This is a genomic window from Pseudomonas sp. S37 (assembly GCF_016658545.1).
Lineage (GTDB): Bacteria > Pseudomonadota > Gammaproteobacteria > Pseudomonadales > Pseudomonadaceae > Aquipseudomonas.
In genome coordinates, this window is the sequence record NZ_JACVZC010000011.1 from 26,317 (window position 1) to 51,899 (window position 25,583).

Sequence of the window (25,583 nt, forward strand, 5' to 3'; positions counted from 1 at the left end):
GCTTTATGGAAGTTAAAGCCAATTTTGGTGAGCATTATTTTCAGGATAGACCACCAAAACGCTTATAGAAGCTCTCATTCACATCAGGCAAAGGCCCGTCCGCCGTCTCGAGCGCGGCATTAAGACATTCCTCCGCCTTGGCGCACACCAGGCGATACAGGTTGCGGCACAGCTGGCGGGCAGCGCGGCCTTCCCAGTCGCCGGGCAGCAGTTCGTCCGGCAGTTGCGGGTCACGCAGCAGCAGCCTGCGGTACTCGTGAATAAGCAGTGTGCGTGCCAGGAAGCAGTCCTGGGCATCCAGTGCATCCTGCTCTTTCAGGCTCTGCCATAACGGCCGGAACAGCTGGATGAACTCGCTGTACTGCTGGCCCAGTTCGTCGATACGCCAGCTCTCCCGTACCTGGGCGCGCATGGCTTTGGAGGCCAGTACTTCCTGGGTGTGGGTTTCAAAGACGATGCTGTCGTCGCTGGCTTCCAGTTCGCGCAAGGTAGTCGCCAAGTCGCCACGGTCGGCCCGTGGGCAGCCGAGCAGGTTGGGCGCCATTGCCCCGAAACCTTGCCATTCCAGCTCTTCGCGCACGGCCTTGCGCTTGCCAGCATCGAGTTGTGACAGCAGCACCAGGGTCCAGGCGCCGTCCCAGGCGGGCTGGCTTGGGCTGTAGACGCGCTTGAAGGCTTTTTCGAAGCGCCGGCGCCCCGTGCCGGTCAGGCTGTAATAGCTGCGTCGGCCAACCTTTTCGGCAGTCAGCCAGCCTTCCTTGGTCAGGCGGAAGATCGACGTGCGGATCAGGCGCTCATTGATGCCGATCGGCTCCAGCAGGTTGATCAGGCTACCCAGCCAGACGGTGCCGCCGTGCGGTTCGATGGCATCGCCATACAAGGTGATTATCAGCGAGCTGGCGCGGATTGGCGTCTGCTCCTGGAAGCGGGTGATCAAGGTGTTCAGTGGGGCAAGAGTGCTCATGGGCGAACTGTGCGCGGATAAAGCCCCGACTATACCTGTGCGGCGGGCCGCCTGGCCATTGCGTGTGGCTGGCAGGCTCATGCGCTGGCCTGGCCTTTGGGGCGCACGCCAGTGTCTTCCATGCGCGGGCGCCCCGGCTCGGCTGCAGCCAGCGGCGGGCATTCGACCATGCTGTTCATGCAGCGCTGCGCCAGGTGCTGGTACTCGGCGGTGCCGCGCTGCTTCCAGGCCAGTTCCTGATCGGTCAACGGGCGTTTGACCTGCGCAGGCGCGCCCATCACCAGGCTTTGCGGCGCACATTCGAAGCCCGCCTTGACGAAGGCCGTGGCCGCGACAATGCAGCGTGGCGCAACGTGGGCGCCATCCATCACCACGGCATTCATGCCGATCAAGGCGTCTTCGCCCACCCGGCAACCGTGCAGCACCGCGCCATGGCCAACATGCCCGTTGCGCTCCACCACGGTGTCGCCACCCGGGAAACCATGCATCACGCAGGTGTCCTGCAGGTTGGCGCCCTCCTCCAGCACAATGCGACCGAAGTCGCCCCGTAGCGAGGCCAGCGGGCCAATGTAGCAATGCGCGCCAACGATAACGTCGCCGATCAGTACTGCGCTGGGGTGCACGTAGGCTGTCGGGTGAACCACCGGCGTCAGCCCGTCCAGTCGATAGCAAGGCATGGCAAAGCTCCTGAAATGATTCAAAACATGACAAGATCTTGTATCACTATGTATTTGATCGTCAATTGCTTGAATCGTGTATCGCTTCTGAAGCCTATGGCTGTAACAGATTTCTGCAAGCGATTCTCTGGTAAGTGAGGCGGAATAATCGTTTCACTACCCAGTAATCCGCGTTCTGAATATTTGCAAGGTCGTCATTAAGGGATACACGAAACAATTTATCACCTTGATTTAATGTATCGCGTAATGCATATACTGGCTGCACCTGGACGTGATCCCGCATCGCGCCCCTGCAAACAATTCCAAGAAATGCCGGCCCCACGATGTGCCGTGCGTGCAGCCAGAGGAACCCGATATGCCGCGATATCTCGCTGTGCAGGCGCCCGAACACGGCGTACAGCTCATTACCCTGCAACGGCCCGAGGCGTTGAACGCCCTGTGCACCGAGCTGCTGGCAGAACTGGCTGCGGCACTGGGCGCAGCCGATCAAGACCAGCAGGTCGGCGCGGTAGTGATCACCGGCAGCCGCAAGGCATTCGCCGCGGGTGCCGACATCCGCGAAATGGCCGAGCGCGACCTGGTGGGCATTCTCAATGACCCGCGCGTAGCCCACTGGCAGAGCATCGCTGCCTTTGCCAAGCCGCTGGTCGCCGCCGTCAACGGTTATGCGCTGGGTGGCGGTTGCGAGCTGGTGATGTGTGCCGACATTGTCATTGCCGGCAGCGACGCCCGCTTCGGCCAGCCGGAAATCAACCTCGGCATCATTCCCGGTGCAGGCGGTACCCAGCGCCTGTTGCGCGCGGTCGGCAAGCCGCTGGCCATGCAGATGGTCCTGACCGGCGAAGCGATTACCGCCCGCCATGCCCAGCAAGCCGGCCTGGTCAGTGAAATTACCCAGCCCGAATTAACCGTGGAGCGCGCCCTTCAGGTTGCCCGCAGCATCGCCGCCAAGGCGCCGCTGGCCGTACGCCTGGCCAAGGAGGCGCTGCTCAAGGCCGCTGATACCGACCTGGCCAGCGGCCTGCGCTTCGAGCGCCATGCCTTCACGTTGCTGGCCGGCACTGCCGACCGCGATGAAGGCATCCGGGCCTTTCAGGAAAAACGCCAGGCCCGCTTCCTGGGCCGTTGATCATCCTTCCCTTGACTGACGGAGCGAGTCTGTCATGACTTTCCAGCACATCCTGTTTTCCATCGAGGACGGCGTTGCCCTCCTTTCCTTGAACCGCCCCGAACAGCTGAACAGTTTCAACACGGCCATGCACCTGGAAGTGCGCGAAGCGCTCAAGCAAGTGCGCCAAAGCAGTGACGCGCGCGTGCTGCTGCTGACGGCTGAAGGCCGCGGTTTCTGTGCCGGCCAGGACCTGTCCGACCGCAACGTCGCCCCCGGCGCCGAGGTGCCAGACCTGGGCGAATCGATCGACAAGTTCTACAACCCGCTGGTACGTACCCTGCGCGACCTGCCGCTGCCGGTAATCTGTGCAGTCAACGGCGTGGCCGCCGGTGCCGGTGCCAATATTCCGCTGGCCTGCGACCTGGTGCTGGCCGCGCGCTCGGCCAGCTTTATCCAGGCCTTCTGCAAGATCGGCCTGGTGCCAGACTCCGGCGGTACCTGGTTGCTGCCGCGCCTGATCGGCATGGCGCGGGCCAAGGCCCTGGCCATGCTGGGCGAGCGCCTGGGCGCCGAGCAGGCCCAGCAATGGGGGCTGATCCACCGCGTGGTAGACGATGCCGCGTTGCGTGACGAAGCGCTCACCCTCGCCCGCCAGCTCGCCACCCAGCCTACCTACGGCCTGGCGCTGATCAAACGCAGCCTCAATGCCAGTTTCGACAACGGTTTTGATGAGCAACTGGAGCTGGAGCGCGACCTGCAACGCCTGGCCGGCCGCAGCGAGGACTACCGCGAAGGCGTCAGCGCCTTCATGAACAAACGCACGCCAGCCTTCAAGGGGCGCTGAACATGAGCGCACTTGCAAACACTGTACAGGTGGCGGTAATCGGTGCTGGCGCCATGGGGGCCGGCATCGCTCAGGTCGCAGCCCAGGCCGGCCACCCGGTAAAGCTTTACGACAACCGCCCGGGCGCAGCCGCCCAAGCGGTGGCAGGCATTGATCGGCAACTGGCTCGACTGGTGGAAAAAGGCAAGCTGCCCGCCACTGAGCGCGAAGCCATCAGCGCCCGGCTGTGCCCGGTCGAGAGCCTGGAAGCGTTGGCTGATGCCGGCCTGGTGATCGAAGCCATCGTCGAGAACCTGCAGGTGAAACAGGCGTTGTTCAGTCAGCTTGAGGGCCTGTGCGCCAGCGACTGCATCCTCGCCAGCAACACCTCATCGTTGTCCATTACCAGCCTGGCTGCCGGCCTTCAGCGCCCCGGGCAAGTGGTTGGCATGCACTTTTTCAACCCGGCGCCGCTGATGGCGCTGGTCGAGGTGGTGTCGGGCCTGGCCACCGACCCGGTGACAGCCGCCTGCATTTACGCTACCGCCCAAGCGTGGGGCAAGCAGCCGGTGCATGCGCGCTCTACCCCGGGCTTTATCGTCAACCGTGTGGCGAGGCCCTTCTATGCCGAAAGCCTGCGGCTGTTGCAGGAAGGCGCAGCGGATTGTGCCAGCCTCGATGCGTTGCTGCGTGACGCAGGTGGCTTTCGCATGGGTGCGTTCGAGCTCACTGACCTGATCGGCCACGACGTCAACTATGCCGTCACCTGCTCGGTATTCGATGCCTTCTATGGCGATTTCCGCTTTCAGCCTTCGCTGGTGCAGAAAGAACTGGTAGACGCTGGCCGCCTTGGCCGCAAGACCGGCCAAGGCTTCTACAGCTACGGCGAAGGCGCAGAACGCCCGCAGCCAGCAGAGCTGCACAGCGCCGCCCGTGTAGAAGCCTGCGTGATCGAGGGTGCCCTCGGGGTGATGCAGCCGCTGGTCGAGCGCTTGCGCCAAAGCGGCATTGCCGTGACCCAGCGTGCGGGCAATGGCCTGATCCAGGTCGGCGATGCCACCTTGGCCTTGTCCGATGGTCGCCTGGCCAGCCAGCGCGCCCGCGAAGACGGCCTGCGCAACCTGGTGCTGCTCGACCTGGCGCTGGACTACAGCAGCGCCAGCCGGCTGGCCATCAGCTGGTCGGCCGATACCAGCGCCAGTGCCCGCGACCACGCCGTGGCCCTGTTGCAGCGCGCCGGCCTGAAGGTGACCGGCGTTGCCGACCTGCCCGGCCTGGTGGTACTGCGCACCGTGGCCATGCTCGCCAACGAGGCCGCCGATGCTGTGCTGCAGGGCGTCGGCAGTGCCGCCGACATCGACCTGGCCATGCGTGCCGGGGTCAATTACCCCTGTGGCCCGCTGGCCTGGGCCGCAAACATCGGCATAAGCCAAACCCTGCGCGTGCTCGACAACCTGCAGCGCAGCTACGGCGAAAGCCGCTACCGCCCTTCCCTGTTGTTACGCCGCTGCGAAGCCAAAGGAGGCACCCTGCATGACTGAAGTGGAACTGGCACAAGCCTGTGCCGACGCCATGTACGCCCGCGACCAGGCCACCCAGGGCCTGGGCATCAGCCTGCTGGATGCCGGCCCGGGCCGGGCGACCCTGCGCATGCCGGTGCGTGCCGACATGATCCAGGGCCACGGCACCTGCCACGGCGGTTTCCTGTTTGCCCTGGCCGACTCGGCGTTCGCCTTCGCCTGCAACAGCTATGACCAGGCTACCGTGGCGCTGGGCTGCAGCATCGACTACCTGGCCCCGGCGCTGCGCAACGACGTGCTCACCGCCCACGCCAGCGAAGTCAGCCGCAAAGGCCGTACCGGCCTGTACGACGTGCGCATCGACAACCAGCGCGGTGAGCTGGTGGCGATGTTCCATGGCAAATCCTACAAAGTGCGCGGCACCGTGCTGGCGCAGGAGGCACAAGATGACTGAACCCACCCTCGCCGATGCCTTGATCATCGACGCCGTGCGCACCCCGATTGGCCGCTATGCCGGGGCCTTGAGCAGTGTGCGTGCCGATGACCTGGCCGCCGTCCCGCTAAAGGCGCTGCTGCAGCGCCACCCCGAACTGGACTGGAAAGCGGTCGATGATGTGATTATCGGCTGCGCCAACCAGGCGGGCGAAGACAACCGCAACGTGGCGCACATGGCCAGCTTGCTGGCCGGGCTGCCGCAGGTAGTGCCGGGTACCACCATCAACCGCCTGTGCGGCTCCGGCCTGGATGCCATCGGCAATGCCGCCCGCGCCCTGCGCTGTGGTGAAGCCGGGCTGATGCTGGCCGGCGGTGTCGAGTCGATGTCACGTGCGCCATTTGTGATGGGCAAGTCGGAGCAGGCCTTCGGCCGTGCGGCGGAGCTGTTTGACACCACCATCGGCTGGCGTTTCGTCAACCCACAGATGAAAGCGGCCTACGGCACGGATTCGATGCCGGAAACCGCCGAAAACGTCGCAGCACAGTTTGGCATTTCCCGCGCCGACCAGGATGCCTTCGCCCTGCGCAGCCAGCACAAGGCCGCAGCAGCACAGGCCCGCGGCCGCCTGGCGCGGGAAATCGTGTCGGTCGAGATCCCGCAGCGCAAAGGCCCGGCCAAGGTGGTCGAGCATGACGAGCACCCGCGCGGCGACACGACGCTGGAACAACTGGCCAGGCTGGGTACGCCCTTTCGCGAAGGCGGCAGCGTTACCGCCGGCAATGCCTCCGGTGTCAACGATGGCGCCTGCGCCCTGCTGCTGGCCAGTAGCGCCGCCGCCCGTCGCCATGGCCTGAAGGCACGCGGGCGTATCCTCGGCATGGCGGTGGCTGGCGTGGAACCACGGCTGATGGGTATCGGCCCGGTACCGGCAACCCGCAAGGTGCTGGAGCTGACCGGTTTGTCGCTGGCCGACCTGGATGTCATCGAGCTCAACGAGGCGTTCGCCGCGCAAGGCCTCGCCGTGCTGCGCGAGCTGGGCCTGGCTGACGATGATGCACGGGTCAACCGCAACGGCGGCGCCATTGCCCTGGGCCACCCGCTGGGCATGAGCGGTGCACGGCTGGTGACCACGGCGCTGCACGAGCTGGAAGAAACGGGCGGCCGCTATGCCCTGTGCACCATGTGCATCGGCGTTGGCCAGGGTATTGCCATGGTCATCGAGCGCCTCTGAGCGGTTACGACCAACCGCCTGTTACCGAACTGAACGCAGCCGTATATGCTGCCTCCATGACACTCACCGCGCGGCCTGCAAGCGGGCCTGCGCGGCGTACAAGAACAATTCGAGTGAAGCCATGAACATGTACCATGATGCCGATCGTGCCCTGCTGGACCCGATGGAAACCGCCAGCGTCGATGCCCTGCGCCAGCACCAGCTGGAACGCCTGCGCTGGAGCCTGAAGCACGCCTACGACAACGTGCCCCTGTACCGCCAGCGCTTTGCCGAGTGCGGCGCGCACCCCGATGACCTCAAGTGCCTGGAAGACCTGGCCAGGTTCCCCTTCACCGGCAAGAACGACCTGCGCGACAACTACCCCTACGGCATGTTTGCCGTGCCCCAGGAAGAGGTTGTACGCCTGCATGCCTCCAGCGGCACCACGGGCAAGCCGACGGTAGTCGGTTATACCCAGAACGATATCGACACCTGGGCCAACGTGGTCGCCCGCTCGATTCGTGCGGCCGGCGGGCGTAAAGGCGACAAGGTGCACGTTTCCTACGGCTACGGCCTGTTCACCGGTGGCTTGGGTGCACACTACGGCGCCGAGCGCCTGGGCTGCACGGTAATCCCCATGTCCGGCGGCCAGACCGAGAAACAGGTGCAGCTGATTCGCGACTTCCAGCCCGACATCATCATGGTCACACCGTCGTACATGCTCAACCTGGCCGATGAGATCGAGCGCCAGGGCATCGACCCGCACGACCTCAAGCTGCGCCTTGGCATTTTTGGTGCCGAGCCCTGGACCGACGAGCTGCGCCGCTCGATCGAACAGCGCCTGGGTATCGATGCCCTCGACATCTATGGCCTGTCGGAAATCATGGGCCCCGGGGTGGCGATGGAATGCATCGAAACCAAGGACGGCCCAACCATCTGGGAAGACCACTTCTACCCCGAGATCATCGACCCGGTCACAGGCGCGGTGCTGCCCGACGGCCAGTTGGGCGAGCTGGTGTTCACCTCGTTGAGCAAAGAGGCATTGCCGATGGTGCGCTACCGCACCCGCGACCTGACCCGCCTGCTGCCCGGTACCGCGCGCCCCATGCGCCGGATCGGCAAGATCACCGGGCGCAGCGACGACATGCTGATCATTCGTGGGGTCAACGTGTTCCCGACCCAGATCGAGGAACAGGTGCTGAAAATAAAACAGCTTTCAGAGATGTATGAGATCCATCTGTATCGTAATGGCAACCTGGACAGTGTTGAAGTGCATGTGGAATTACGTGCGGAGTGCCAGCACCTGGATGAAGGCCAGCGCAAACTTGTGATTGGCGAACTGAGCAAACAGATCAAGACGTATATCGGCATCAGCACCCACGTGCACCTGCAGCCCTGCGGCACGCTCAAGCGCTCCGAGGGCAAGGCTTGCCACGTATACGACAAACGGTTGGCTGGCTGATTCGTTCGGCTGCCAGTTCGGCCCCGGCATTGTCCGGGGCTTTTTTTTGCCTGTGAGAATGCTGGGGGCGCTGTGCGCCCCTTTCGCGACGCAGAGGACCGCGATCTCCTGTAGGAGCGGCCTTGTGTCGCGATCGGGCTGCACAGCAGCCCCCTAGGCCAGCAAAGCGATACACAAATCTTATTCGATACACATAAAACTGTTTGACGTTATGTTTTGTATCGCTTACAAATGGCTCATGCCTCAGCAGGAGTCTGCCCCCATGTACGCACAGCTAGTGGAAACCGGAGTCAAGCGCGTCAAGCCGCTGGAAGAAATGTCCCCCGAGGAACGCAACTTCCAGGAAAAGATCGACGCCGAAATCAAGATCGAAGCCAAGAACTGGATGCCCGAGGCCTACCGCCAGACCCTCATTCGGCAGATCTCCCAGCACGCCCATTCGGAAATCGTCGGCATGCTGCCCGAAGGCAACTGGGTCACCCGCGCCCCCAGCCTCAAGCGCAAGCTGCAGCTGATGGCCAAGATCCAGGACGAAGCCGGCCACGGCCTGTACCTGTACAGCGCCATGGAAACCCTCGGCGCCGACCGCGACGAAGAGGTCGCCAAGCTGCACAGCGGCAAGGCCAAGTATTCGAGCATCTTCAATTACCCAACCCTCAGCTGGGCCGACATGGGCGCCGTGGGCTGGCTGGTGGATGGCGCCGCCATCGTCAACCAGGTGGTGCTGCAGCGCACCTCCTACGGCCCCTACTCCCGCGCCATGATCCGCATCTGCAAGGAAGAGAGCTTCCACCAGCGCCAGGGCTACGAAATGCTCCTGACCATGATGCGCCACGGCACCCAGGCCCAGCGCGACATGGTCCAGGACGCCATCAACCGCCTGTGGTGGCCGGCGCTGATGATGTTCGGCCCCAGCGACGAACACTCGCCCAACAGCGCCCAGTCCATGGCCTGGAAGATCAAGCGCCAGACCAACGACGAACTGCGCCAGCGCTTCATCGACCAGACCGTGCCGCAACTGGAGTTGCTCGGCTGCACCGCCCCTGACCCTGAGCTGAAGTGGAACGCCGAGCGCGGCCACTACGACTTCGGCGACATCCAGTGGGACGAGTTCTACGAAGTGATCAAGGGCAATGGCCCCTGCAACCTGGAACGTGTCGCCACCCGGCGCAATGCCATTGAGAGCGGCGCCTGGGTACGCGAGGCCGCTGTGGCCTACGCGCGCAAGCAACAGAACAAGAACGCCGCCTGAGCGGCGATTGATGCGGAGATCGAAAATGTCTGTCTGGACCCTCTACGAAGTGTTCGTGCGCAGCAAGCACGGCCTTAACCACAAGCATGTCGGCAGCGTGCACGCCGCCGATGCCGCCATGGCCATCGAGAACGCCCGCGAGCTGTACACCCGCCGCAGCGAAGGCGTGAGCCTGTGGGTGGTGCCATCGGCGCTGATCACCGCCTCGTCCCCTGACGAGAAAGACCCCCTGTTCGCGCCTTCGGACGACAAGGTCTACCGCCATGCCAGCTTCTACGAGCTGCCCGATGAAGTCGGACACATGTGAGGTCGGCCATGCATAACCAAGCCCTTATCCCTTATCTGCTGCTGCTCGGCGACAGTGCCCTGGTCCAGGGCCAGCGCCTCTGCGAATGGTGTGGCCGCGCCCCGGCCATCGAAGAAGAACTGGCGCTGATGAACGTCGGCCTCGACCTGGTCGGCCAGGCGCGCAACTGGCTGGAATACGCCGCCGAGCTGCTCGATGACGGCCGCGATGCCGATGCCCTGGCGTTTCGCCGGGACGAGCGTGCCTACCGCAACCTGCTGCTGGTCGAGCAACCCAACGGTGATTTTGCCGTGACCATGACCAAGCAGTTCCTCTATGACGCCTGGCACTTCGCCGTACTGCAGCGTTTGGTCGAGTCGGCTGACGAGCGCATTGCCGGTATTGCCGCCAAGGCCCTCAAGGAAGTCACCTACCACCTGCGCCGCTCCAGCGAATGGGTGCAACGCCTGGGCGGCGGTACCGAAGAAAGCCGCCAGCGCATGCTCGCTGCCATCCCGGCGCTGTGGCGCTTCACCGTCGAGCTGAGCGCTGCCAGCGACAACGAAGTACGCCTTGCCGAAGCCGGTATCGGCGCCGACCCGGCTGCGGTAGGCGCGGCCTGGCTCCAGCAGGTGGCGCAGACCTTCGCCACGGTTGAACTGCCGCTGCCAAAAGCCGCCAGCCACTTCTACCTGGATGGCCGCAAAGGCTTGCACACCGAGCACCTGGGCCTGCTGTTGGCCGAGATGCAGTTCCTGCCAAGGGCCTACCCCGATGCAACCTGGTGAGCTGATTGCCGGCGACCGCGGCGCGCGGGCGCAACAGGGCGACGACCTGGCGCGGGCCTGGGCGGTGCTGGGCCAGGTCATGGACCCGGAAGTGCCGGTGGTCAGCGTGGTCGACCTGGGGATAGTGCGCGACCTCGACTGGCGTGCCGGTCACCTGCACCTGGTGGTCACCCCGACCTATTCCGGCTGCCCGGCTACCGAGGTGATCGAGGGTGACATTCGCCAGGCGCTGGAACAGGCCGGCTTCACCGCGCCAGACCTTGAGCGACGGCTGACCCCGGCCTGGAGCACCGACTGGATCAGCGAACTGGGCCGCGAGCGCCTTCGCGCCTACGGCATCGCCCCGCCCCAGGGCAGCGCCAGCAAGCGCAGCCTGCTCGGTGAGGCGCCCCAGGTGTGCTGCCCGCAGTGTGGCAGCGCCCATACCGAATTGCTCAGCCAGTTCGGCTCCACGGCCTGCAAGGCGCTGTACCGCTGCCGCGAGTGCCTGGAGCCGTTCGACTATTTCAAATGCATTTGAGCCGTGGAGAACACCATGAGCCAGTTTCACAGCCTGACCATCAAGCAAGTGCGCAACGAGACCCGTGATGCGGTGTCGATTGCCTTTGACGTACCCGAGCACCTGCAGAACCAGTTCCGCTTCACCCAGGGCCAGTACCTGGTCATGCGTACCCAGCTGGACAACCAAGAGGTCCGCCGCTCCTACTCGATCTGCAGCGCGGTGCAGGACGGTGAGCTGCGCGTGGCCGTCAAGCGCGTGCCGGGCGGGCGTTTCTCGGCGTTTGCCAACGAAGTGCTCAAGGCCGGCCAGCAACTGGAAGTGATGCCGCCGTCGGGCAGCTTCCATGTACCGCTGGACCCGGCGCGCCAGGGCAACTACCTGGGCGTGGCCGCCGGCAGCGGCATCACGCCGATCCTGTCGATCATTGCCACCACCCTGGCCAGCGAGCCGAACAGCCGTTTTACCCTGCTGTACGGCAACCGTTCCAGCTCCGGTGCGCTGTTTCGCGACAAGCTTGAAGACCTGAAGAACCGGTACCTCGAGCGCCTGAACCTGATTTTCGTGTTCAGCCGCGAGCAGCAGGACGTCGACCTGTACAACGGCCGCATCGACGCCGACAAGTGCGGCCAACTGTTCTCGCGCTGGCTGGATGTGCCCGGCCTGGACGCCGCATTCATCTGCGGCCCGCAGGCAATGACCGAGACCGTGCGCGACAGCCTGCAGGCCAATGGCCTGGGCAAGGAGCGCATCCATTTCGAGCTGTTCGCCGCTGCCGGTAACGAAGCCCGCCGTGAAGCCCGCGAAGCTGCGCGCCAGGTGGACGCAGCACTCAGCCACATCACCGTGATCAGCGACGGCCGCGCCCTCACCTTCGACCTGCCGCGCAACACCCAGAACGTGCTGGACGCCGGCAATGCCATTGGCGCCGAGCTGCCCTACTCGTGCAAGGCCGGGGTGTGCTCCACCTGCAAGTGCCGGGTGATCGAGGGTGAAGTGGAAATGGACAGCAACCATGCCCTGGAGGACTACGAAGTGGCGGCCGGGTATGTGCTGTCGTGCCAGACCTACCCGGTGAGCGACAAGGTGGTGCTCGACTTCGACCAGTTGTAAGACCGCGTCGCCTGCTTCGCGGGTGAACCCGCTCCCACAGGTAGGGCATTGCCTTCAGCCTTTGTGCGGTCCCTGTGGGAGCGGGTTTACCCGCGAAGAGGCCATCAGCTACACCGCAAAACCCGCGTGACCTCAACAAAACAATTACAACACCCAGAGATCGCAACCCATGACACCCGAACGCATAGAAAGCATCGCCAACCATCCTGACTTCCAGCACCTGGTACGGCGCAAGCGCCGCCTCAACGGTAGCCTGACCCTGGCCATGCTGGTGATCTACTACGGCTTCGTCCTGCTGGTGGCGTTCTCGCCCAGCACCCTCGGCCAATCCCTCAGCGGTGGCGTGACCACCGTCGGCATGCTGGTGGGCGTGCTGATGGTGCTGCTGTCCTTCGCCCTCACCGGCATTTACGTGCACCGCGCCAACAACGTGCTCGACCCGCTCAATGACAAGGTCAAGCAGGAGTGCGCACAATGAACTGGACTGCCATCTCGATGTTCATGGTGTTCGTCTGCTTCACCCTGCTGGTGACCCGCTGGGCCGCCTTGCGCACTCGCTCGGCAAGCGACTTCTACACCGCCGGCGGCGGCCTGACCGGCATGCAGAATGGCCTGGCGATCGCCGGCGACATGATCAGCGCCGCATCCTTCCTGGGTATTTCGGCGATGATGTTCATGAACGGCTACGACGGCCTGCTGTACGCCCTGGGCGTACTGGCCGGCTGGCCGATCATCCTGTTCCTGATCGCCGAACGCCTGCGCAACCTGGGCAAATACACCTTCGCCGACGTGGTCAGCTACCGCCTGGCGCAAACGCCAGTACGCCTGACCTCCGCTTTCGGCACCCTGGTAGTGGCCTTGATGTACCTGGTGGCGCAAATGGTCGGCGCCGGCAAGCTGATCGAGCTGCTGTTCGGCATCAGCTACCTGTACGCAGTCATGCTGGTCGGCGTGCTGATGGTCGCCTACGTCACCTTCGGCGGCATGCTTGCCACCACCTGGGTGCAGATCATCAAGGCGGTGATGCTGCTGTCGGGCACCAGTTTCATGGCCTTCATGGTGCTCAAGCACTTCGGCTTTAGCACCGAGGCGATGTTTGCCAGCGCCGTGGCCGTACATGCCAAAGGCCAGGCGATCATGGCCCCCGGCGGTTTGCTGTCCAACCCGATCGATGCCATATCCCTGGGCCTTGGCATGATGTTCGGTACCGCCGGCCTGCCGCATATCCTGATGCGCTTCTTTACCGTCAGCGACGCCAAGGAAGCCCGCAAGAGCGTGTTCTATGCCACTGGCTTCATTGGCTACTTCTACCTGCTGCTGATCATCGTCGGCTTTGGCGCCATCGTCATGGTCGGCACCGAGCCGTCGTACCGCGATGCCACTGGCGCGATCATCGGCGGCGGCAACATGGTCGCGGTGCACCTGGCCCAGGCCGTGGGTGGCAACCTGTTCCTTGGCTTCATTTCTGCCGTGGCCTTTGCCACCATTCTGGCCGTGGTCGCCGGCCTGGCGCTGTCCGGCGCGTCGGCGGTATCCCACGACCTGTATGCCTGCGTCATGCGCCAAGGCAAAGCGACCGAGCAAGAGGAAATGCGCGTGTCGCGTATCGCCACGCTGGCCATCGGCCTGCTGGCGGTCATCCTCGGCCTGATGTTCGAGTCGCAGAACATCGCCTTCCTCTCCGGCCTGGTGCTGGCGGTGGCGGCATCGGTCAACTTCCCGGTGCTGCTGCTCTCGATGTTCTGGAAAGGCCTGACCACCCGCGGCGCGGTGTGCGGCAGCATGGCCGGGCTGGTCTCGGCGGTGGTGCTGGTGGTGCTGGGCCCGGCGGTCTGGGTCAACGTGCTGCACAACGAAGCACCGCTGTTCCCCTACAGCAACCCGGCACTGTTCTCCATGAGCCTGGCCTTCCTCGGTGCCTGGGCGTTTTCGGTCACCGACAGCTCCGAGCGTGCCACTGAAGAGCGCGGCCGCTACCTGGCCCAGTTCATCCGCTCCATGACCGGTATCGGCGCTGCCGGCGCCAGCAAGCACTGACTTCAAGGACGAACCACCATGTCGGGTAAAACAACAACAATGAACCGCACACACTTCATGTCAGCCGCCTGGCTGGCCACCCTCGCCCTGCCGTTGCCGGCCATGGCCGACTTTATTGGCGACAGCCACGCGCGGGTGGAACTGCGTAACCACTACATCAACCGCGACTTCCGCCAGAGCAACGCGCCGCAGGCCAAGGCCGAAGAATGGGGCCAGGGCTTTACCGCCAAGCTGGAGTCGGGCTTCACCGACGGCGCGGTCGGCTTTGGTGTCGACGCCATGGGCCAGTTGGGCATCAAGCTCGATTCCAGCCGCGACCGGCGCAACACCGGCTTGTTGCCGTTTGGCCCCAACAGCCATGAACCGGTAGACGACTACAGCGAGCTGGGCCTGACCGGCAAGGTGCGGGTGTCCAAAAGCACCCTGCGCCTGGGCACCTTGCAGCCGATCCTGCCGGTGGTGGTGTACAACGACACGCGCCTGCTGGCCTCGACCTTCCAGGGTGGCTTGCTGACCAGTCAGGACCTCGAAGGCCTGACCTTCAACGCCGGCCGCCTGACCAAGGCCAACCTGCGTGATTCCTCGGGGCGCGACGACATCGGCTATGGCGCGGCGACCAGCGACCACCTGGACTTTGGCGGCGGCAGCTACGCCATCACCCCGCAAACCAGCGTCAGCTACTACTACGCCAAGCTACAGGACATCTACCGCCAGCAGTTCGTCGGCCTGGTCGACACCCGCCCGCTGGCCGAAGGCATAAGCCTGCGCAGCGACCTGCGCTACTTCGACAGCCGCAATGACGGTGCCGAACGTGCCGGCGACATCGACAACCGCAACTTCAACGCCATGTTCACCCTCGGCGTGCGGGCGCACAAGTTCACCGCCACCTGGCAGCAGATGTCCGGTGACAGTGCGTTCCCGTTCGTCAACGGCGGCGACCCGTTCACCGTCAACCTGGTCACCTACAACACCTTCACCCGCGCCGGGCTGGACTCGTGGCAAGTGCGCTACGACTACGATTTCGTCGCCATGGGCATACCCGGCCTGAGCTTCATGACCCGCTACACCGATGGCCGCCACGCCGAAACCGCCACGGTCAGCAATGGCCGCGAGCGTGAACGCGACACCGACATCACCTACGTCATCCAAAGCGGCCCGCTCAAGGACGTCAGCCTGCGCTGGCGCAACGTCACCTTCCGTTCCGGCAATGGCCTGACCAATGCCGTGGACGAAAACCGCCTGATCATCGGCTACACCCTGGCGCTGTGGTAACCGCGCCCCCTACTTTGAACAGCATGGAGAACAGCATGTCTGCCGCCCCTACCCTGCAAAGCTTCATCGCCGGCCGCTGGCTTGGCCAGCACGGCGCCCAGGCCCTGCGCAGCGCCCTCGACGGCCATGTGCTTGCCTATAGCCATGAAGAGCGCCCAGACTTCGCCGAAGCCGTGGACTTTGCCCGTGCCCGTGGCCTGGCCAGCCTGATGGCCATGGACTTCCAGCAACGCGCGCAACGCCTCAAGGCCCTGGCCTTGTACCTGGCCGAACGCAAGGAACAGCTGTACGCCCTGTCGCACCACAGCGGTGCCACCCGTGCCGACAGCTGGATCGACATCGAAGGCGGCAATGCCACGCTGTTCGCCTATGCCGGCATCGGCAGCCGCGAACTGCCGTCGGGCAACCTGGTACACGAAGGCCCGGCAATCGCGCTGGGCAAGCAAGGCCATTTTGCCGGCAGCCATATCCTGGTGCCGCGTGCAGGCGTGGCAGTGCACATCAACGCCTTCAACTTCCCGATCTGGGGCATGCTGGAAAAGTTCGCCCCGACCTTCCTGGCCGGCATGCCGTGCATCGTCAAGCCGGCGACCTCCACCAGCTACCTGACCGAGGCCGTGGTGCGCCTGATGAACGCCTCCGGCCTGCTGCCCGAAGGCAGCCTGCAACTGGTGATCGGCAGTACTGGCGACCTGCTCGATCGCCTGCAAGGCCAGGACGTGGTGACCTTCACCGGGTCCGCCGACACTGCCGCCAAATTGCGCATCACGCCGAACCTGATCCGCAACTCGGTGCCGTTCACGGCCGAAGCCGACTCGCTGAACTGCGCCATCCTCGGCCCGGACGTGACCCCGGACAGCGAAGAGTTCGACCTGTACATCAAGGAGGTGGTGCGTGAAATGACCACCAAGGCCGGGCAGAAATGCACCGCCATCCGCCGCGCCATCGTTCCGGCCAAGCACATTGATGCCGTCGCCACGCGCCTGCGTGAGCGCTTGAGCAAGGTGGTGGTCGGTGATCCGTCGCTGGAAGGCGTGCGCATGGGCGCCCTCGCCTCCCATGACCAGCAGCACGACGTGGCCGAGCGGGTGCGCAGCCTGCTCAACAGTTGCGACCAGCTGTTCGGCGCCAGCGATGGCTTTGCCCCGCGTGGCGAAGGCGTGGCCGAAGGTGCCTTCTTTGCCCCGACCCTGCTGCAGGCCCGCGACCCGCATGCCGATGGCGGCGCCCATGATATCGAAGCATTTGGCCCGGTCAGCACGCTGATGGCCTATGACGACCTTGACGAGGCCCTGGCCTTGGCCGCCCGTGGCAAGGGCAGCCTGGTAGCGACCCTGGTGACTGCCGACCGCAGCATCGCCGCCAAGGCCATCCCGGTGGCTGCTGCCTGGCATGGTCGCCTGCTGGTGCTCGACAGCGAGGCTGCCAAAGAGTCCACCGGCCACGGCTCGCCTCTGCCGCAACTCAAGCACGGCGGCCCGGGCCGTGCTGGCGGCGGTGAGGAGCTGGGCGGCCTGCGCGCGGTCAAGCACTACCTGCAGCGTGCTGCGGTACAAGGCTCGCCAAGCATGCTCACGGCGGTAACCGGCGAATACGTGCGCGGTGGCGAAGTGATCGAAACCGAAGTGCACCCGTTCCGCCGCCACTTCGAGCAACTGCGTATCGGCGAGTCGCTGCTGACCCACCGCCGCACCGTTACCGAAGCCGACCTGGTCAACTTCGGTTGCCTGTCGGGTGACCATTTCTACATGCACTTCGACGAGATTGCCGCCAAAGAATCGCAGTTCGGCAAGCGCATTGCCCACGGCTACTTCGTCTTGTCGGCGGCGGCCGGGCTGTTCGTCTCACCAGGTGCCGGGCCGGTGCTGGCCAACTATGGCCTGGATACCCTGCGCTTCATAAACCCGGTGGGCATTGGCGACACCATCCAGGCGCGGCTGACCTGCAAGCGCAAGATCGACCAGGGCAAAACCAGCCCGTTGGGCCAGCCGCAGGGCGTGGTGGCGTGGGATGTGGAAGTGACCAACCAACTGGGCGAGCTGGTGGCCAGTTATGACATCCTGACCCTGGTGTTGAAGCAGCCACAATGATGGGGTGAGGCTACCGGCCTCTTCGCGGGCGCGCCCGCTCCCACAGAAATGTGCGGTCCCTGTGGGAGCGGGCATGCCCGCGAAGAACCCAACGCGGTGGATGGCACCGGCTGCGCCGGTGTTCGCGGGTAAACCCGCTCCCACAGGTACAGCGCAAAGTTCAAGGCCTGCGCGGTCCTGTAGGAGCGGGTTCACCCGCCCCCACAGGTACAGCGCAAAGTTCAAGGCCTGCGCAGTTCTGTAGGAGCGGGTTTACCCGCGAATAGGCCCGCACAGGCCAAATAAAGGCCAAGGGCCACCTCGTACATCCGCCCTAATCGCCCCATCACCCCCTCGGCGTTATAGTCCAGTGAGAACAACGCCAAGGAAGTCCCCATCATGCACCCCTTCAAGCTCGTCCTCAGTGCCGCCCTGCTGGTCGGCGTCGCCGGCTGCCAGACCATCAACCCTTCCGAAGAAACCCTCAAGCAGCGCACCGAATTCGCCCTCAACACCAAGGTCTCGAAAGTCGCCGACGTGCGCAGTGACAGCACCATCACCTACTACACCGCCACCACCGCCAAAGGCCAGTACGAGTGCCAGATGCCCAGCGGTGCCATCGTCGCCGTGGGCGGCATGGGCCTGTACCAGCCTACGCCTTCATGCATGAAAGAAGGCCAGGCCATCATCCTGCAATAACCCCCGCACAGCCTCTGCGCCCTCGCGCCGGTCTAGCCGACCGGCGCCGCTGGCTCCTCGCGCAATGCGCGCAGGGCCGCACGCAACTCTGCCGGGCGCACCGGTTTGGAAAGCACGGTGATATTGCGCGTATGCACCACTGCCTGAATTTTCTCCGGATCATGCCCGGTCATGATCAGCGCCGGCACTTGCCAGCCGCGCTCGGCGCGCAACCGGTCGATGCAATCGACCCCGGTTGCCTCCTGCCCCAGGTCATAGTCGGCGACAATTACCGCACAATCACTGCTCAGGCCAACCGGCGAGCTGTGCGCTTCTACCTCGCAGCCCCAGCGCTGCAGCAACGCCGACGTCGCCCGCAGCACGTTGTGGTCGTCCTCAACCAGGCACACCCGCAACCCGCCGAGCAGGCCGGCTGCTGCAGCCGAGCGCTCACCGGCCACCTGGGCCGGTTGCGCAGCCAGGCAGGGCAAGCCTTGCAGGCTTACCGCCGTGCCGTGCCCTGGCCGCGAGCGCAACTGGACTTCCAGGCCCATCAGGTGCCCCAGCCGCCGCACGATCGACAAACCCAGGCCCACCCCCTCGACATCCTTGTCGCGCACCTGGCGTACCCGGTAGAACTCTTCGAACACCAGCCGCTGGTGGGTTTCGTCTATGCCACGCCCCTGGTCATAGACCACGATGGCAAGGCCATCGCCACGGCGCCGCACCCCCAGCAGCAGTGGCCGATGGGCCGCATACTTGAAACTGTTGGACAGCACGTTCTGCACCATGGTGGCCAGCATGCCGCGGTCGGCACAGGTCCAGTAACGGCAGGGCCGCACGCGTATCTCCACCCCGGCCCAACGGGCAGCCTCGCTGTTCTGGCGCACCAGGTCGGCCAGCAAGCCTGCCAGGGCAAAGGTTTCTTTTCTTGGCTGCACCCGGCCGTTGTCGAGGGTGTAAAGGTCGAGAATGGAGCGAAACAGCTGCGAGACGTTAAGCAGCGAACGGTCGATGCTGTCGACCAGCCGCCGTTCGTCCCTGCCCAGCTGCGACTCGCGCAGGCAGGCGGTGAACAGGCCGATGGAGTGAATGGGTTGGCGCAGATCATGGCTGGCCTGCGCCAGAAAGCGGGACTTTTCGCGATTGGCCGCTGCGGCCTGCTCCGAAGCCTTGCGCGTGCGCTCCAGCAGCAGGTGCGCATAGATCGGGATCACCGTACTGGTAGTGAGCAGCATCAGCACCATGAACGGGTTGGCCTGCCAGTACGGGGTAATCTGGTAGACCACCAGCAATGCCGCCAGCGCCAGCACCGTGGCAATGGCCAGGTACCGCGAGCCGAAGCGCATGCCGTTGCCCAGGTTCACCCACACCATTACTGCATAGATCGGCAGTGCCGCCTCGCCACCGACCACCAGGCCGAAACAGGTACCGGTGTAGTCGTGCACCATGCCCAGCACCCGTCGCCAAGGGTAATGCCCAGGCCAGTGGGCGATGGCCTGGCGAAACGCGATAGATACCAGCACAAAGGCGCTGATGTAGTAGATGACCGGCAGGTATGGCGCATGCGTGCTGCCGGGCAGAAAGCCCAGCACGGTCATGTAGACCAGGGCGCAGCAGGCAACGATGACGCGCAGGTTGGCTTGGTCGAGTTCGCTGTTATTGTCCGGTTCCATGGCCAGTTTCCTTGTGCACGGGGTCGCATTACCGCCATCCATAGGCAGCACCCTTTGTCCGTGGCTGCTAAATTAGCATGTTCCACCCCACCCACGGCCACAGGGAGTCGCCAGGCGTGACGTGTCGCATCATCGTCGCGGATGACCATCCGCTGTTCAGGGAAGCCCTGGCGCGTACCGTGCAGTGCGTGCTGCCGGATGCCTGCGTGGAAGAAGCTGGCTGCCTTGAGCAAGTGCTGACGCTGGCCGCTTCCGGTGAAGTGCCCGATACGCTGATCCTCGACCTGCGCTTCCCGGGGCTGGCCGACGTTCAGTGCCTGGTACGCTTGCGCAGGCAGCTGTCGCGCACCACCTTGATTATCGTGTCGATGGTGGATGACCCGGGTGTGGTCGAGCAGGTCATGGCCACCGGGGTAGACGGGTTTATCGGCAAAAGCATCGCCGCCGACGAAATCGGCGCGGCCATACTGGCCATTCGTGATGGCGAGGTGCTGGTCAGGTATGCCCCCTCAGGGCTGCTGCCCAGCCTCGGTGGCGAATGCGCAGTGGAACAGCTTACCCAGCGTCAGCAGGAGGTCTTGCAGCTGATAGCCCAGGGCAAGACCAACAAGGAAATCGCCAAAGCCCTGGATATCTCGCCGTTTACGGTACGCATTCATGTGTCCTCATTACTCAAGGCACTCGGCGTCAGTTCGCGCACGGCGGCGGCGGTAAAATACACCGGCAGCTGACGCCGTTGGTCAGCCGTTGAGCGCATCCGAAGGACTTCTGCAATGTGCCTGCCTCTCTTGATCCATGAGGATCAACGATGAGGAGGATTGCGCGATGGACTGTCTTGTTCAAAGTCTGAAAGCTAGTGCAATCACTGTGGGAGCGGGCTTGCCCGCGAACACCGGCAAAGCCGGTGCCATCCACCGCGTCGCCTGTTTCGCGGGCGCGCCCGCTCCCACAGGAATAGGTTCCAGGCTCAGGTGGCGTATTACACCATCGCCGCCGGGTCTCCCACCGACTGGTTCGGCTTGCTTCCGGAAATCCGCCAGCTCACTGCAGTAATCCCATAGCGCTCGGCCATCGGCCGGCTGACCTTCTTGATCTTCTCGCGCCCGAACTTGGGGATGATGCCGATGCCCGCATCGCAACTTGCCCAATGCCAGGCCTCGGCATTGTCCAGGCGCTCCAGACGAATGATGAAACTGCGCGGCTGGCCATGCAGTTGGTAATCGATGATGTACAGCTGTGGGCTAGGCATCGCAGGGGCCTCCTCTTCTCCATGGATGACACCCTGATTGATCGAGGCGCGACGAGAAGATTCAAAAATTTGTCGAACTATTGGCCCCAGCGGCAACACTCGTTGCTGCTGTGAGCCTGGCACTGGAAGTGCCAGGCACTGCGCAAGCCTGCGTGGTCACTGGCTGCGGCCGCCGCCGTGGCTGTTCTGCCCACCCTTGCGGCCAGCTTCCGATGCCCTTTGGCGGTCGTTGGCAAAGTTACCGCCAGACGCCTGGCCACCTTTATGGCCGGCGCGCGACGCCCGTTCCCGGTCGTTGGCAAAGTTGCCTGGGTTGGTTTCCTTGGTACCGCCACGCTGGCTGGTTCGCTCTTGATCCTGCGCCATGTTGTATCTCCTTGCGAAAAAATGGGCTGGTTGCATGCACTGCATGCCTTAGTTCCGAACTGCCGATCTGCAGGTCTACTCAATGCTTTTGCCGACAGCTGACCAGTGGCACGAAACTCACGCAGGCAAAATGTTTGCGTGGCGGCTGCGGGCCAATCGCACTTTGTGCCGCTGGCAGCGGTCACAACTGCAAGAGGGCGACCTATAATCGCCCCACTCAACATGCCCGGTACCGCAGTCACGGGCTGCACGTAAGGTTCTTGCACAAGGCTCCGTCGATGAAGTCGTCCCCCAAGCAACCCGCCTCGCCGCAGAACCCTGCGCTCAGCCCCAGTCACCTGGACTTCCCGGTGGTAGGCATCGGCGCCTCGGCAGGCGGCCTGGAAGCGATCTGCACGCTGTTCCGGCAAATGCCCAGCGATTGCGGCATGGCATTCGTCGTGGTGCTGCACTTGTCGCCCGACCACCAGAGCGTGGCCGACCGCATCATCCAGGACACCACGCAGATGCCGGTGCGCCAGGTGACCGAGCCAGTGCCGATCGAGCGCAACCACGTCTATGTGATTTCACCGGCCAACCGCCTGTCCACCAACGACGGCTACCTGCGCGTGGCACCGGCCAACCGCCGCCGTGGCGACCATGTGGCCATCGACCTGTTCTTCCGCGACCTGGCCGACGTGCACAAGGACCACGCCTTCTGCGTGGTGCTGTCCGGCACCGGTGCCGATGGCGCGGTGGGCCTGTCGCGAATCAAGGAACAAGGCGGCGTGACCCTGGTGCAGACGCCGGATGACGCCCAGTACGACAGCATGCCCCGCGCGGCCATCGAAACCGGCATGGTCGACCTGGTGCTGCCCGCGGCAGAAATACCGCAAAAGCTGCTGGAGCTGTGGCGCAATGCCCGCCAGGTCAAGCTCCCGGAAATCGAAGACGACAGCCTGCCGCCAGCTTTGGGGACAAGGTCCGGCGACGCCCAGGCCAGCGAACCGCTGCTGGAGGAAATCCTGCTGCAACTGCGCAGCACCACCGGGCATGACTTCCAGCACTACAAACGGGCCACCGTGCTGCGGCGTATCGAGCGGCGCCTGCATGTGACCGGGCAAACCGACCTTGCCGGCTACCTGCATTACCTGGAACAACACCCGGGCGAATCCACTGCGTTGTTGGCCGACATGCTGATCGGCGTAACCAACTTCTTCCGCGACCGCGAAGCCTTCGAGGCCCTGGAGCGGCATGTGCTGCCGCAACTGGCCTGCGAGCGTGACCCGGCCGACGCCAGTGACGAGATCCGCATCTGGTCGGCCGGGTGCTCCACCGGCGAAGAGGCCTACAGCCTGGCCATGCTGATCTGCGAGCAGCTGGCGCTGGAACAGCGCGCGCGGAAAGTGCAGGTGTTCGCCACCGACCTCGACCAGCGCGCCATCGGCATCGCCCGCAGTGGTTCCTACCCCGAGGCGATCGTCACCGACGTGCCGCCCAGCCGGTTGCGCCAGTTCTTTGTCAAGGAAGACCAGCATTACCGGGTGCGCAAGGAAGTACGCGAGAAAGTGCTTTTTGCCCGCCACAACCTACTGTCCGACCCGCCGTTTTCCCAGATCGACCTGATCGTCTGCCGCAACCTGCTGATCTACCTGGACCGCGAGGTGCAAAGGGACATCCTGCAGATGTTCCACTTTGCCCTGCGCTCGGGTGGCTACCTGTTCCTCGGTTCGTCCGAGTCAGCCGATGTGGTCAGTGAACTGTTTGCGCCGATCGACAAGCGCAACCGTATTTTCCGCGCCCGCGATGTCAGCAACGCCGGGCGCCGCGCCGAACGCCAGCTGCCCGGCGCACCTGCCAGCAGCATGCCACCGGACGCCCAGATCAAGGCCAAGCCCGGGCGCAAATCCTCGTACGCCGAGTTGCACCACCGCGCGCTGGCGCGGCGCATGCCGCCCAGCCTGATCGTCGACATCGACGGCAATATCCTGCACATGAGCGATGGCGTCGGCCGCTTCCTGCAACTGGCCGGTGGCGAGCCCAGCCGCAACCTGCTCAGCCTGGTGTTGCCCAGCCTACGGCTGGCCCTGCGCAGCACGCTGTTCCAGGCGCGCCAGGGTACCGAAGCGGTCACCTCGCGCCCGGTCGACCTGGCAGACAGCGCGCACAGGTTGCAGGTAGAGATCACGGTGCAGCCCTACAAGGACGACCTTGGCGCCAGCGATTGCCTGCTGGTAGTGTTCGAAGAGCGTGCGCCCGACCCGTCCCTGCCGCTGCCCGGGGTGATCCGCCAGACCGACAGCATGGTGTTGCACAACCTGGAGCGCGAACTGCAGCGCACCCGCCTGCAATTGCAGGAAACCATCGAGCAGTCGGAGGTTTCCAGCGAGGAGCTGACCGCCTCCAATGAAGAAATGCAGGCCATCAACGAAGAGCTGCGCTCAGCCAGCGAAGAGCTGGAAACCAGCAAGGAAGAGCTGCAATCGATCAACGAAGAGTTGCTCACCGTCAATTACGAGCTGAAGAACAAGGTAGAAGAAACCGACAAGGTCAACGACTACCTCAGCAACCTGATCGCCTGCACCGAAATTGCCACGGTGTTCGTCGACCGCAACCTGCATATCCGCTGGTTCACCCCACGCGCCACCGACCTGTTCAACATCCTGCCGGTCGACACCGGCCGCTCGCTGCTCGACATTACCCACCGCCTGGATTACCCGGCCCTGGCCGACGATGCCCGCGCCGTGGCCCAGGGTGAAGCGGTGATCGAACGGGAAATTGGCGGGCAGAACGACCATTGGTACCTGGCGCGCCTGCTGCCCTACCGCTCCAGCGAACAGAAAATCGACGGCACGGTGCTGACGTTCATCGACATCAGCACCAGCCACGCCGCCGAAGAGCGTGTGCGCCTGGGCGAAGAGCGCCTGAGCAAGCAGTTGGCCGAATCGCAGAGCAACAGCCACATGAAGGATGAATTCTTTGCCGTCATGTCGCATGAACTGAAACACCCGCTGAACCTTATCCAGCTGAATGCGGAAATCCTCCGCCGCCTGCCGTCCATCAAGCATATCGGCGCTGCCAGCAAGGCGGTCGGTACCATCTGCGAGGCGGTTTCCAGCCAGGCACGGATCATCGATGACCTGCTGGATGTGGCGCGTATTCGCACCGGCAAGCTCAAGCTCAAGACCGAGCCGGTAGACCTCGGCGACGTGCTGCGGGGCATTCACGGCGTGGTACTGAGCGAGCAACACCCCTGCCCGGTACGCCTTGAGCTGCCCGCCGACGGCCTGCCGCTGATGATCGACGGCGACCTCACGCGCCTGGAGCAGATCATCTGGAACCTGCTGAACAATGCACTGAAGTTCAGCCCGGCAGGTAGCGAGATACGCCTGGTGCTGAGCCACGACGACGAACGGGCGCGCCTGCAGGTGATTGACCACGGCATAGGCCTGAACCATGACAGCCTGGAGCACATCTTCGACCTGTTCAGCCAGGCGGCGCCGCAGTTGGCCAGCCACAGCCGCGAAGGCCTGGGTATCGGCCTGTCGCTGGTGAGGCAACTGGTCGAAGCCCAGGGCGGTACCGTGCAGGCCAGCTCGGCCGGGCTTGGCATGGGTTGTACCTTTACCGTCTGCCTGCCGTTGTGCGATGTACAGTGCCCGCAGTCTGCAGGCGGTGTTGAGCAACCTGGCGAAGGTCGCCTCAAAGGCATTCGCGTGTTGCTGGTGGATGATTCGGTCGAGGTGCTGGAAGTAATGCAGGAACTGCTGGAGATGGAGAGCGCCAGCGTCAGGGCCTTCAGCCAACCGCGTGAAGCGCTGGAAGCGGCCTCGGGCGAGGAATTCGACATCATCCTCTCGGATATCGGCATGCCGGTGATGGATGGCCATGCGTTGATCAAGGCCTTGCGTGGCCATGCCCACTTGCGCCATACCCCGGCTATTGCCCTGACCGGCTATGGCGCCAGTGCCGACCAGTACAAATCGCGCCAGTCCGGGTTTGACCGGCACCTGAACAAGCCGGTGGGCTATGACGAGCTGGTCGAGGCGATCGAGGCGTTGAGCGGTACGGTGCCGTATTGAGCGAATGGTTTTCTTCTGTGTCGGCCTATTCGCG

22 protein-coding genes and 1 pseudogene are annotated in these 25,583 nt (G+C 64.1%); 18 read left to right on the forward strand and 5 right to left on the reverse strand.

Features of this window, described 5'->3' with window-relative positions; genetic code table 11:
• Positions 1-40 precede the first annotated feature (40 nt).
• Both paaX and paaY read right to left on the reverse strand, forming a co-directional pair.
• Positions 41-964 carry a phenylacetic acid degradation operon negative regulatory protein PaaX gene (gene paaX, locus IAE39_RS06475; protein WP_201200460.1) on the reverse strand — a complete coding sequence of 308 codons (924 nt, stop codon included), beginning with the start codon at positions 962-964 and terminating at the stop codon, positions 41-43.
• Positions 965-1,041: 77 nt separating this feature from the next.
• The gene (gene paaY / locus IAE39_RS06480) at positions 1,042-1,641 is read right to left on the reverse strand and encodes a phenylacetic acid degradation protein PaaY (protein WP_201200461.1); all 600 of its coding nucleotides are present in this window, start codon (positions 1,639-1,641) and stop codon (positions 1,042-1,044) included.
• Between the two features lie 355 nt (positions 1,642-1,996).
• Between paaY and paaF the strand changes: the two genes are divergently transcribed.
• The 16 genes and pseudogenes from paaF (at position 1,997) to IAE39_RS06560 (ending at position 18,218) form a co-directional block, all read left to right on the forward strand.
• Positions 1,997-2,770 (forward strand): 2,3-dehydroadipyl-CoA hydratase PaaF, encoded by a 774-nt coding sequence (paaF, locus tag IAE39_RS06485; protein WP_201200462.1) that lies wholly within the window; start codon positions 1,997-1,999, stop codon positions 2,768-2,770.
• A 34-nt stretch (positions 2,771-2,804) separates the two neighbouring features.
• Positions 2,805-3,596, forward strand: a complete 792-nt coding sequence (gene paaG / locus IAE39_RS06490) for a 2-(1,2-epoxy-1,2-dihydrophenyl)acetyl-CoA isomerase PaaG (RefSeq protein ID WP_201200464.1) — start codon at positions 2,805-2,807, stop codon at positions 3,594-3,596.
• 2 nt (positions 3,597-3,598) lie between these two features.
• Positions 3,599-5,116, forward strand: coding sequence for a 3-hydroxyacyl-CoA dehydrogenase PaaH (paaH, locus tag IAE39_RS06495; RefSeq protein ID WP_201200465.1), 1,518 nt, complete (start codon positions 3,599-3,601; stop codon positions 5,114-5,116).
• Entirely contained in the window at positions 5,109-5,549 is a 441-nt protein-coding gene (paaI, locus tag IAE39_RS06500; protein ID WP_201200466.1) for a hydroxyphenylacetyl-CoA thioesterase PaaI, read from the forward strand. The genes paaH and paaI overlap by 8 nt, the downstream gene beginning before the upstream one ends.
• Entirely contained in the window at positions 5,542-6,762 is a 1,221-nt protein-coding gene (gene pcaF, locus IAE39_RS06505) for a 3-oxoadipyl-CoA thiolase (RefSeq protein WP_201200467.1), read from the forward strand. The genes paaI and pcaF overlap by 8 nt, the downstream gene beginning before the upstream one ends.
• 121 nt (positions 6,763-6,883) lie before the next feature.
• Positions 6,884-8,203 (forward strand): phenylacetate--CoA ligase PaaK, encoded by a 1,320-nt coding sequence (gene paaK, locus IAE39_RS06510; protein ID WP_201200475.1) that lies wholly within the window; start codon positions 6,884-6,886, stop codon positions 8,201-8,203.
• A gap of 262 nt (positions 8,204-8,465) precedes the next feature.
• Positions 8,466-9,455, forward strand: a complete 990-nt coding sequence (paaA, locus tag IAE39_RS06515; RefSeq protein WP_201200476.1) for a 1,2-phenylacetyl-CoA epoxidase subunit PaaA — start codon at positions 8,466-8,468, stop codon at positions 9,453-9,455.
• Positions 9,456-9,480: 25 nt separating this feature from the next.
• Positions 9,481-9,762, forward strand: coding sequence for a 1,2-phenylacetyl-CoA epoxidase subunit PaaB (paaB, locus tag IAE39_RS06520; RefSeq protein WP_004374528.1), 282 nt, complete (start codon positions 9,481-9,483; stop codon positions 9,760-9,762).
• A gap of 8 nt (positions 9,763-9,770) precedes the next feature.
• Entirely contained in the window at positions 9,771-10,529 is a 759-nt protein-coding gene (gene paaC, locus IAE39_RS06525; protein WP_201200478.1) for a 1,2-phenylacetyl-CoA epoxidase subunit PaaC, read from the forward strand.
• Positions 10,516-11,049, forward strand: coding sequence for a 1,2-phenylacetyl-CoA epoxidase subunit PaaD (gene paaD / locus IAE39_RS06530; RefSeq protein ID WP_201200482.1), 534 nt, complete (start codon positions 10,516-10,518; stop codon positions 11,047-11,049). The genes paaC and paaD overlap by 14 nt, the downstream gene beginning before the upstream one ends.
• Before the next feature lie 15 nt (positions 11,050-11,064).
• Positions 11,065-12,141 carry a 1,2-phenylacetyl-CoA epoxidase subunit PaaE gene (gene paaE / locus IAE39_RS06535; protein WP_201200484.1) on the forward strand — a complete coding sequence of 359 codons (1,077 nt, stop codon included), beginning with the start codon at positions 11,065-11,067 and terminating at the stop codon, positions 12,139-12,141.
• A gap of 169 nt (positions 12,142-12,310) precedes the next feature.
• Positions 12,311-12,619: a DUF485 domain-containing protein gene (locus IAE39_RS06540; protein ID WP_012272262.1), complete on the forward strand. Its 309-nt coding sequence runs from the start codon at positions 12,311-12,313 to the stop codon at positions 12,617-12,619.
• Positions 12,610-14,178 (forward strand): annotated as a pseudogene (locus tag IAE39_RS06545) (cation acetate symporter); the annotation flags it as partial. The gene IAE39_RS06540 and the pseudogene IAE39_RS06545, both read left to right, overlap by 10 nt.
• Before the next feature lie 39 nt (positions 14,179-14,217).
• The gene (locus tag IAE39_RS06550; protein WP_201200490.1) at positions 14,218-15,450 is read left to right on the forward strand and encodes an OprD family porin; all 1,233 of its coding nucleotides are present in this window, start codon (positions 14,218-14,220) and stop codon (positions 15,448-15,450) included.
• Positions 15,451-15,485: 35 nt separating this feature from the next.
• On the forward strand, positions 15,486-17,540 hold the full coding sequence (paaZ, locus tag IAE39_RS06555) for a phenylacetic acid degradation bifunctional protein PaaZ (RefSeq protein ID WP_201200492.1): 2,055 nt from the start codon (positions 15,486-15,488) through the stop codon (positions 17,538-17,540).
• A 378-nt stretch (positions 17,541-17,918) separates the two neighbouring features.
• Positions 17,919-18,218, forward strand: a complete 300-nt coding sequence (locus IAE39_RS06560) for a hypothetical protein (RefSeq protein ID WP_201200494.1) — start codon at positions 17,919-17,921, stop codon at positions 18,216-18,218.
• Between the two features lie 32 nt (positions 18,219-18,250).
• Here IAE39_RS06560 and IAE39_RS06565 read toward each other — a convergent pair whose 3' ends face one another.
• Entirely contained in the window at positions 18,251-19,873 is a 1,623-nt protein-coding gene (locus IAE39_RS06565; protein WP_201200496.1) for an ATP-binding response regulator, read from the reverse strand.
• A gap of 116 nt (positions 19,874-19,989) precedes the next feature.
• Here IAE39_RS06565 and IAE39_RS06570 point away from each other — a divergent pair, with 116 nt between their 5' ends.
• Positions 19,990-20,604 carry a LuxR C-terminal-related transcriptional regulator gene (locus IAE39_RS06570; protein ID WP_201200498.1) on the forward strand — a complete coding sequence of 205 codons (615 nt, stop codon included), beginning with the start codon at positions 19,990-19,992 and terminating at the stop codon, positions 20,602-20,604.
• A 248-nt stretch (positions 20,605-20,852) separates the two neighbouring features.
• Here IAE39_RS06570 and IAE39_RS06575 read toward each other — a convergent pair whose 3' ends face one another.
• Both IAE39_RS06575 and IAE39_RS06580 read right to left on the reverse strand, forming a co-directional pair.
• Positions 20,853-21,122, reverse strand: coding sequence for a DUF6555 family protein (locus IAE39_RS06575; RefSeq protein ID WP_201200500.1), 270 nt, complete (start codon positions 21,120-21,122; stop codon positions 20,853-20,855).
• 156 nt (positions 21,123-21,278) lie between these two features.
• Positions 21,279-21,488 carry a general stress protein gene (locus IAE39_RS06580; RefSeq protein ID WP_201200502.1) on the reverse strand — a complete coding sequence of 70 codons (210 nt, stop codon included), beginning with the start codon at positions 21,486-21,488 and terminating at the stop codon, positions 21,279-21,281.
• A gap of 278 nt (positions 21,489-21,766) precedes the next feature.
• Between IAE39_RS06580 and IAE39_RS06585 the strand changes: the two genes are divergently transcribed.
• Positions 21,767-25,549: a CheR family methyltransferase gene (locus IAE39_RS06585; RefSeq protein ID WP_201200504.1), complete on the forward strand. Its 3,783-nt coding sequence runs from the start codon at positions 21,767-21,769 to the stop codon at positions 25,547-25,549.
• Positions 25,550-25,583: the final 34 nt, after the last annotated feature.

Excerpts from the sequence above, each read along its gene's own strand:
- paaX (WP_201200460.1), bottom strand. The coding sequence starts at position 964 with ATGAGCACTCTTGCCCCACTGAACACCTTGATCACCCGCTTCCAGGAG.
- paaY (WP_201200461.1), bottom strand. The coding sequence starts at position 1,641 with ATGCCTTGCTATCGACTGGACGGGCTGACGCCGGTGGTTCACCCGACA.
- paaF (WP_201200462.1), top strand. The coding sequence starts at position 1,997 with ATGCCGCGATATCTCGCTGTGCAGGCGCCCGAACACGGCGTACAGCTC.
- paaG (WP_201200464.1), top strand. The coding sequence starts at position 2,805 with ATGACTTTCCAGCACATCCTGTTTTCCATCGAGGACGGCGTTGCCCTC.
- paaH (WP_201200465.1), top strand. The coding sequence starts at position 3,599 with ATGAGCGCACTTGCAAACACTGTACAGGTGGCGGTAATCGGTGCTGGC.
- paaI (WP_201200466.1), top strand. The coding sequence starts at position 5,109 with ATGACTGAAGTGGAACTGGCACAAGCCTGTGCCGACGCCATGTACGCC.
- pcaF (WP_201200467.1), top strand. The coding sequence starts at position 5,542 with ATGACTGAACCCACCCTCGCCGATGCCTTGATCATCGACGCCGTGCGC.
- paaK (WP_201200475.1), top strand. The coding sequence starts at position 6,884 with ATGAACATGTACCATGATGCCGATCGTGCCCTGCTGGACCCGATGGAA.
- paaA (WP_201200476.1), top strand. The coding sequence starts at position 8,466 with ATGTACGCACAGCTAGTGGAAACCGGAGTCAAGCGCGTCAAGCCGCTG.
- paaB (WP_004374528.1), top strand. The coding sequence starts at position 9,481 with ATGTCTGTCTGGACCCTCTACGAAGTGTTCGTGCGCAGCAAGCACGGC.
- paaC (WP_201200478.1), top strand. The coding sequence starts at position 9,771 with ATGCATAACCAAGCCCTTATCCCTTATCTGCTGCTGCTCGGCGACAGT.
- paaD (WP_201200482.1), top strand. The coding sequence starts at position 10,516 with ATGCAACCTGGTGAGCTGATTGCCGGCGACCGCGGCGCGCGGGCGCAA.
- paaE (WP_201200484.1), top strand. The coding sequence starts at position 11,065 with ATGAGCCAGTTTCACAGCCTGACCATCAAGCAAGTGCGCAACGAGACC.
- IAE39_RS06540 (WP_012272262.1), top strand. The coding sequence starts at position 12,311 with ATGACACCCGAACGCATAGAAAGCATCGCCAACCATCCTGACTTCCAG.
- IAE39_RS06550 (WP_201200490.1), top strand. The coding sequence starts at position 14,218 with ATGAACCGCACACACTTCATGTCAGCCGCCTGGCTGGCCACCCTCGCC.
- paaZ (WP_201200492.1), top strand. The coding sequence starts at position 15,486 with ATGTCTGCCGCCCCTACCCTGCAAAGCTTCATCGCCGGCCGCTGGCTT.
- IAE39_RS06560 (WP_201200494.1), top strand. The coding sequence starts at position 17,919 with ATGCACCCCTTCAAGCTCGTCCTCAGTGCCGCCCTGCTGGTCGGCGTC.
- IAE39_RS06565 (WP_201200496.1), bottom strand. The coding sequence starts at position 19,873 with ATGGAACCGGACAATAACAGCGAACTCGACCAAGCCAACCTGCGCGTC.
- IAE39_RS06575 (WP_201200500.1), bottom strand. The coding sequence starts at position 21,122 with ATGCCTAGCCCACAGCTGTACATCATCGATTACCAACTGCATGGCCAG.
- IAE39_RS06580 (WP_201200502.1), bottom strand. The coding sequence starts at position 21,488 with ATGGCGCAGGATCAAGAGCGAACCAGCCAGCGTGGCGGTACCAAGGAA.
- IAE39_RS06585 (WP_201200504.1), top strand. The coding sequence starts at position 21,767 with ATGAAGTCGTCCCCCAAGCAACCCGCCTCGCCGCAGAACCCTGCGCTC.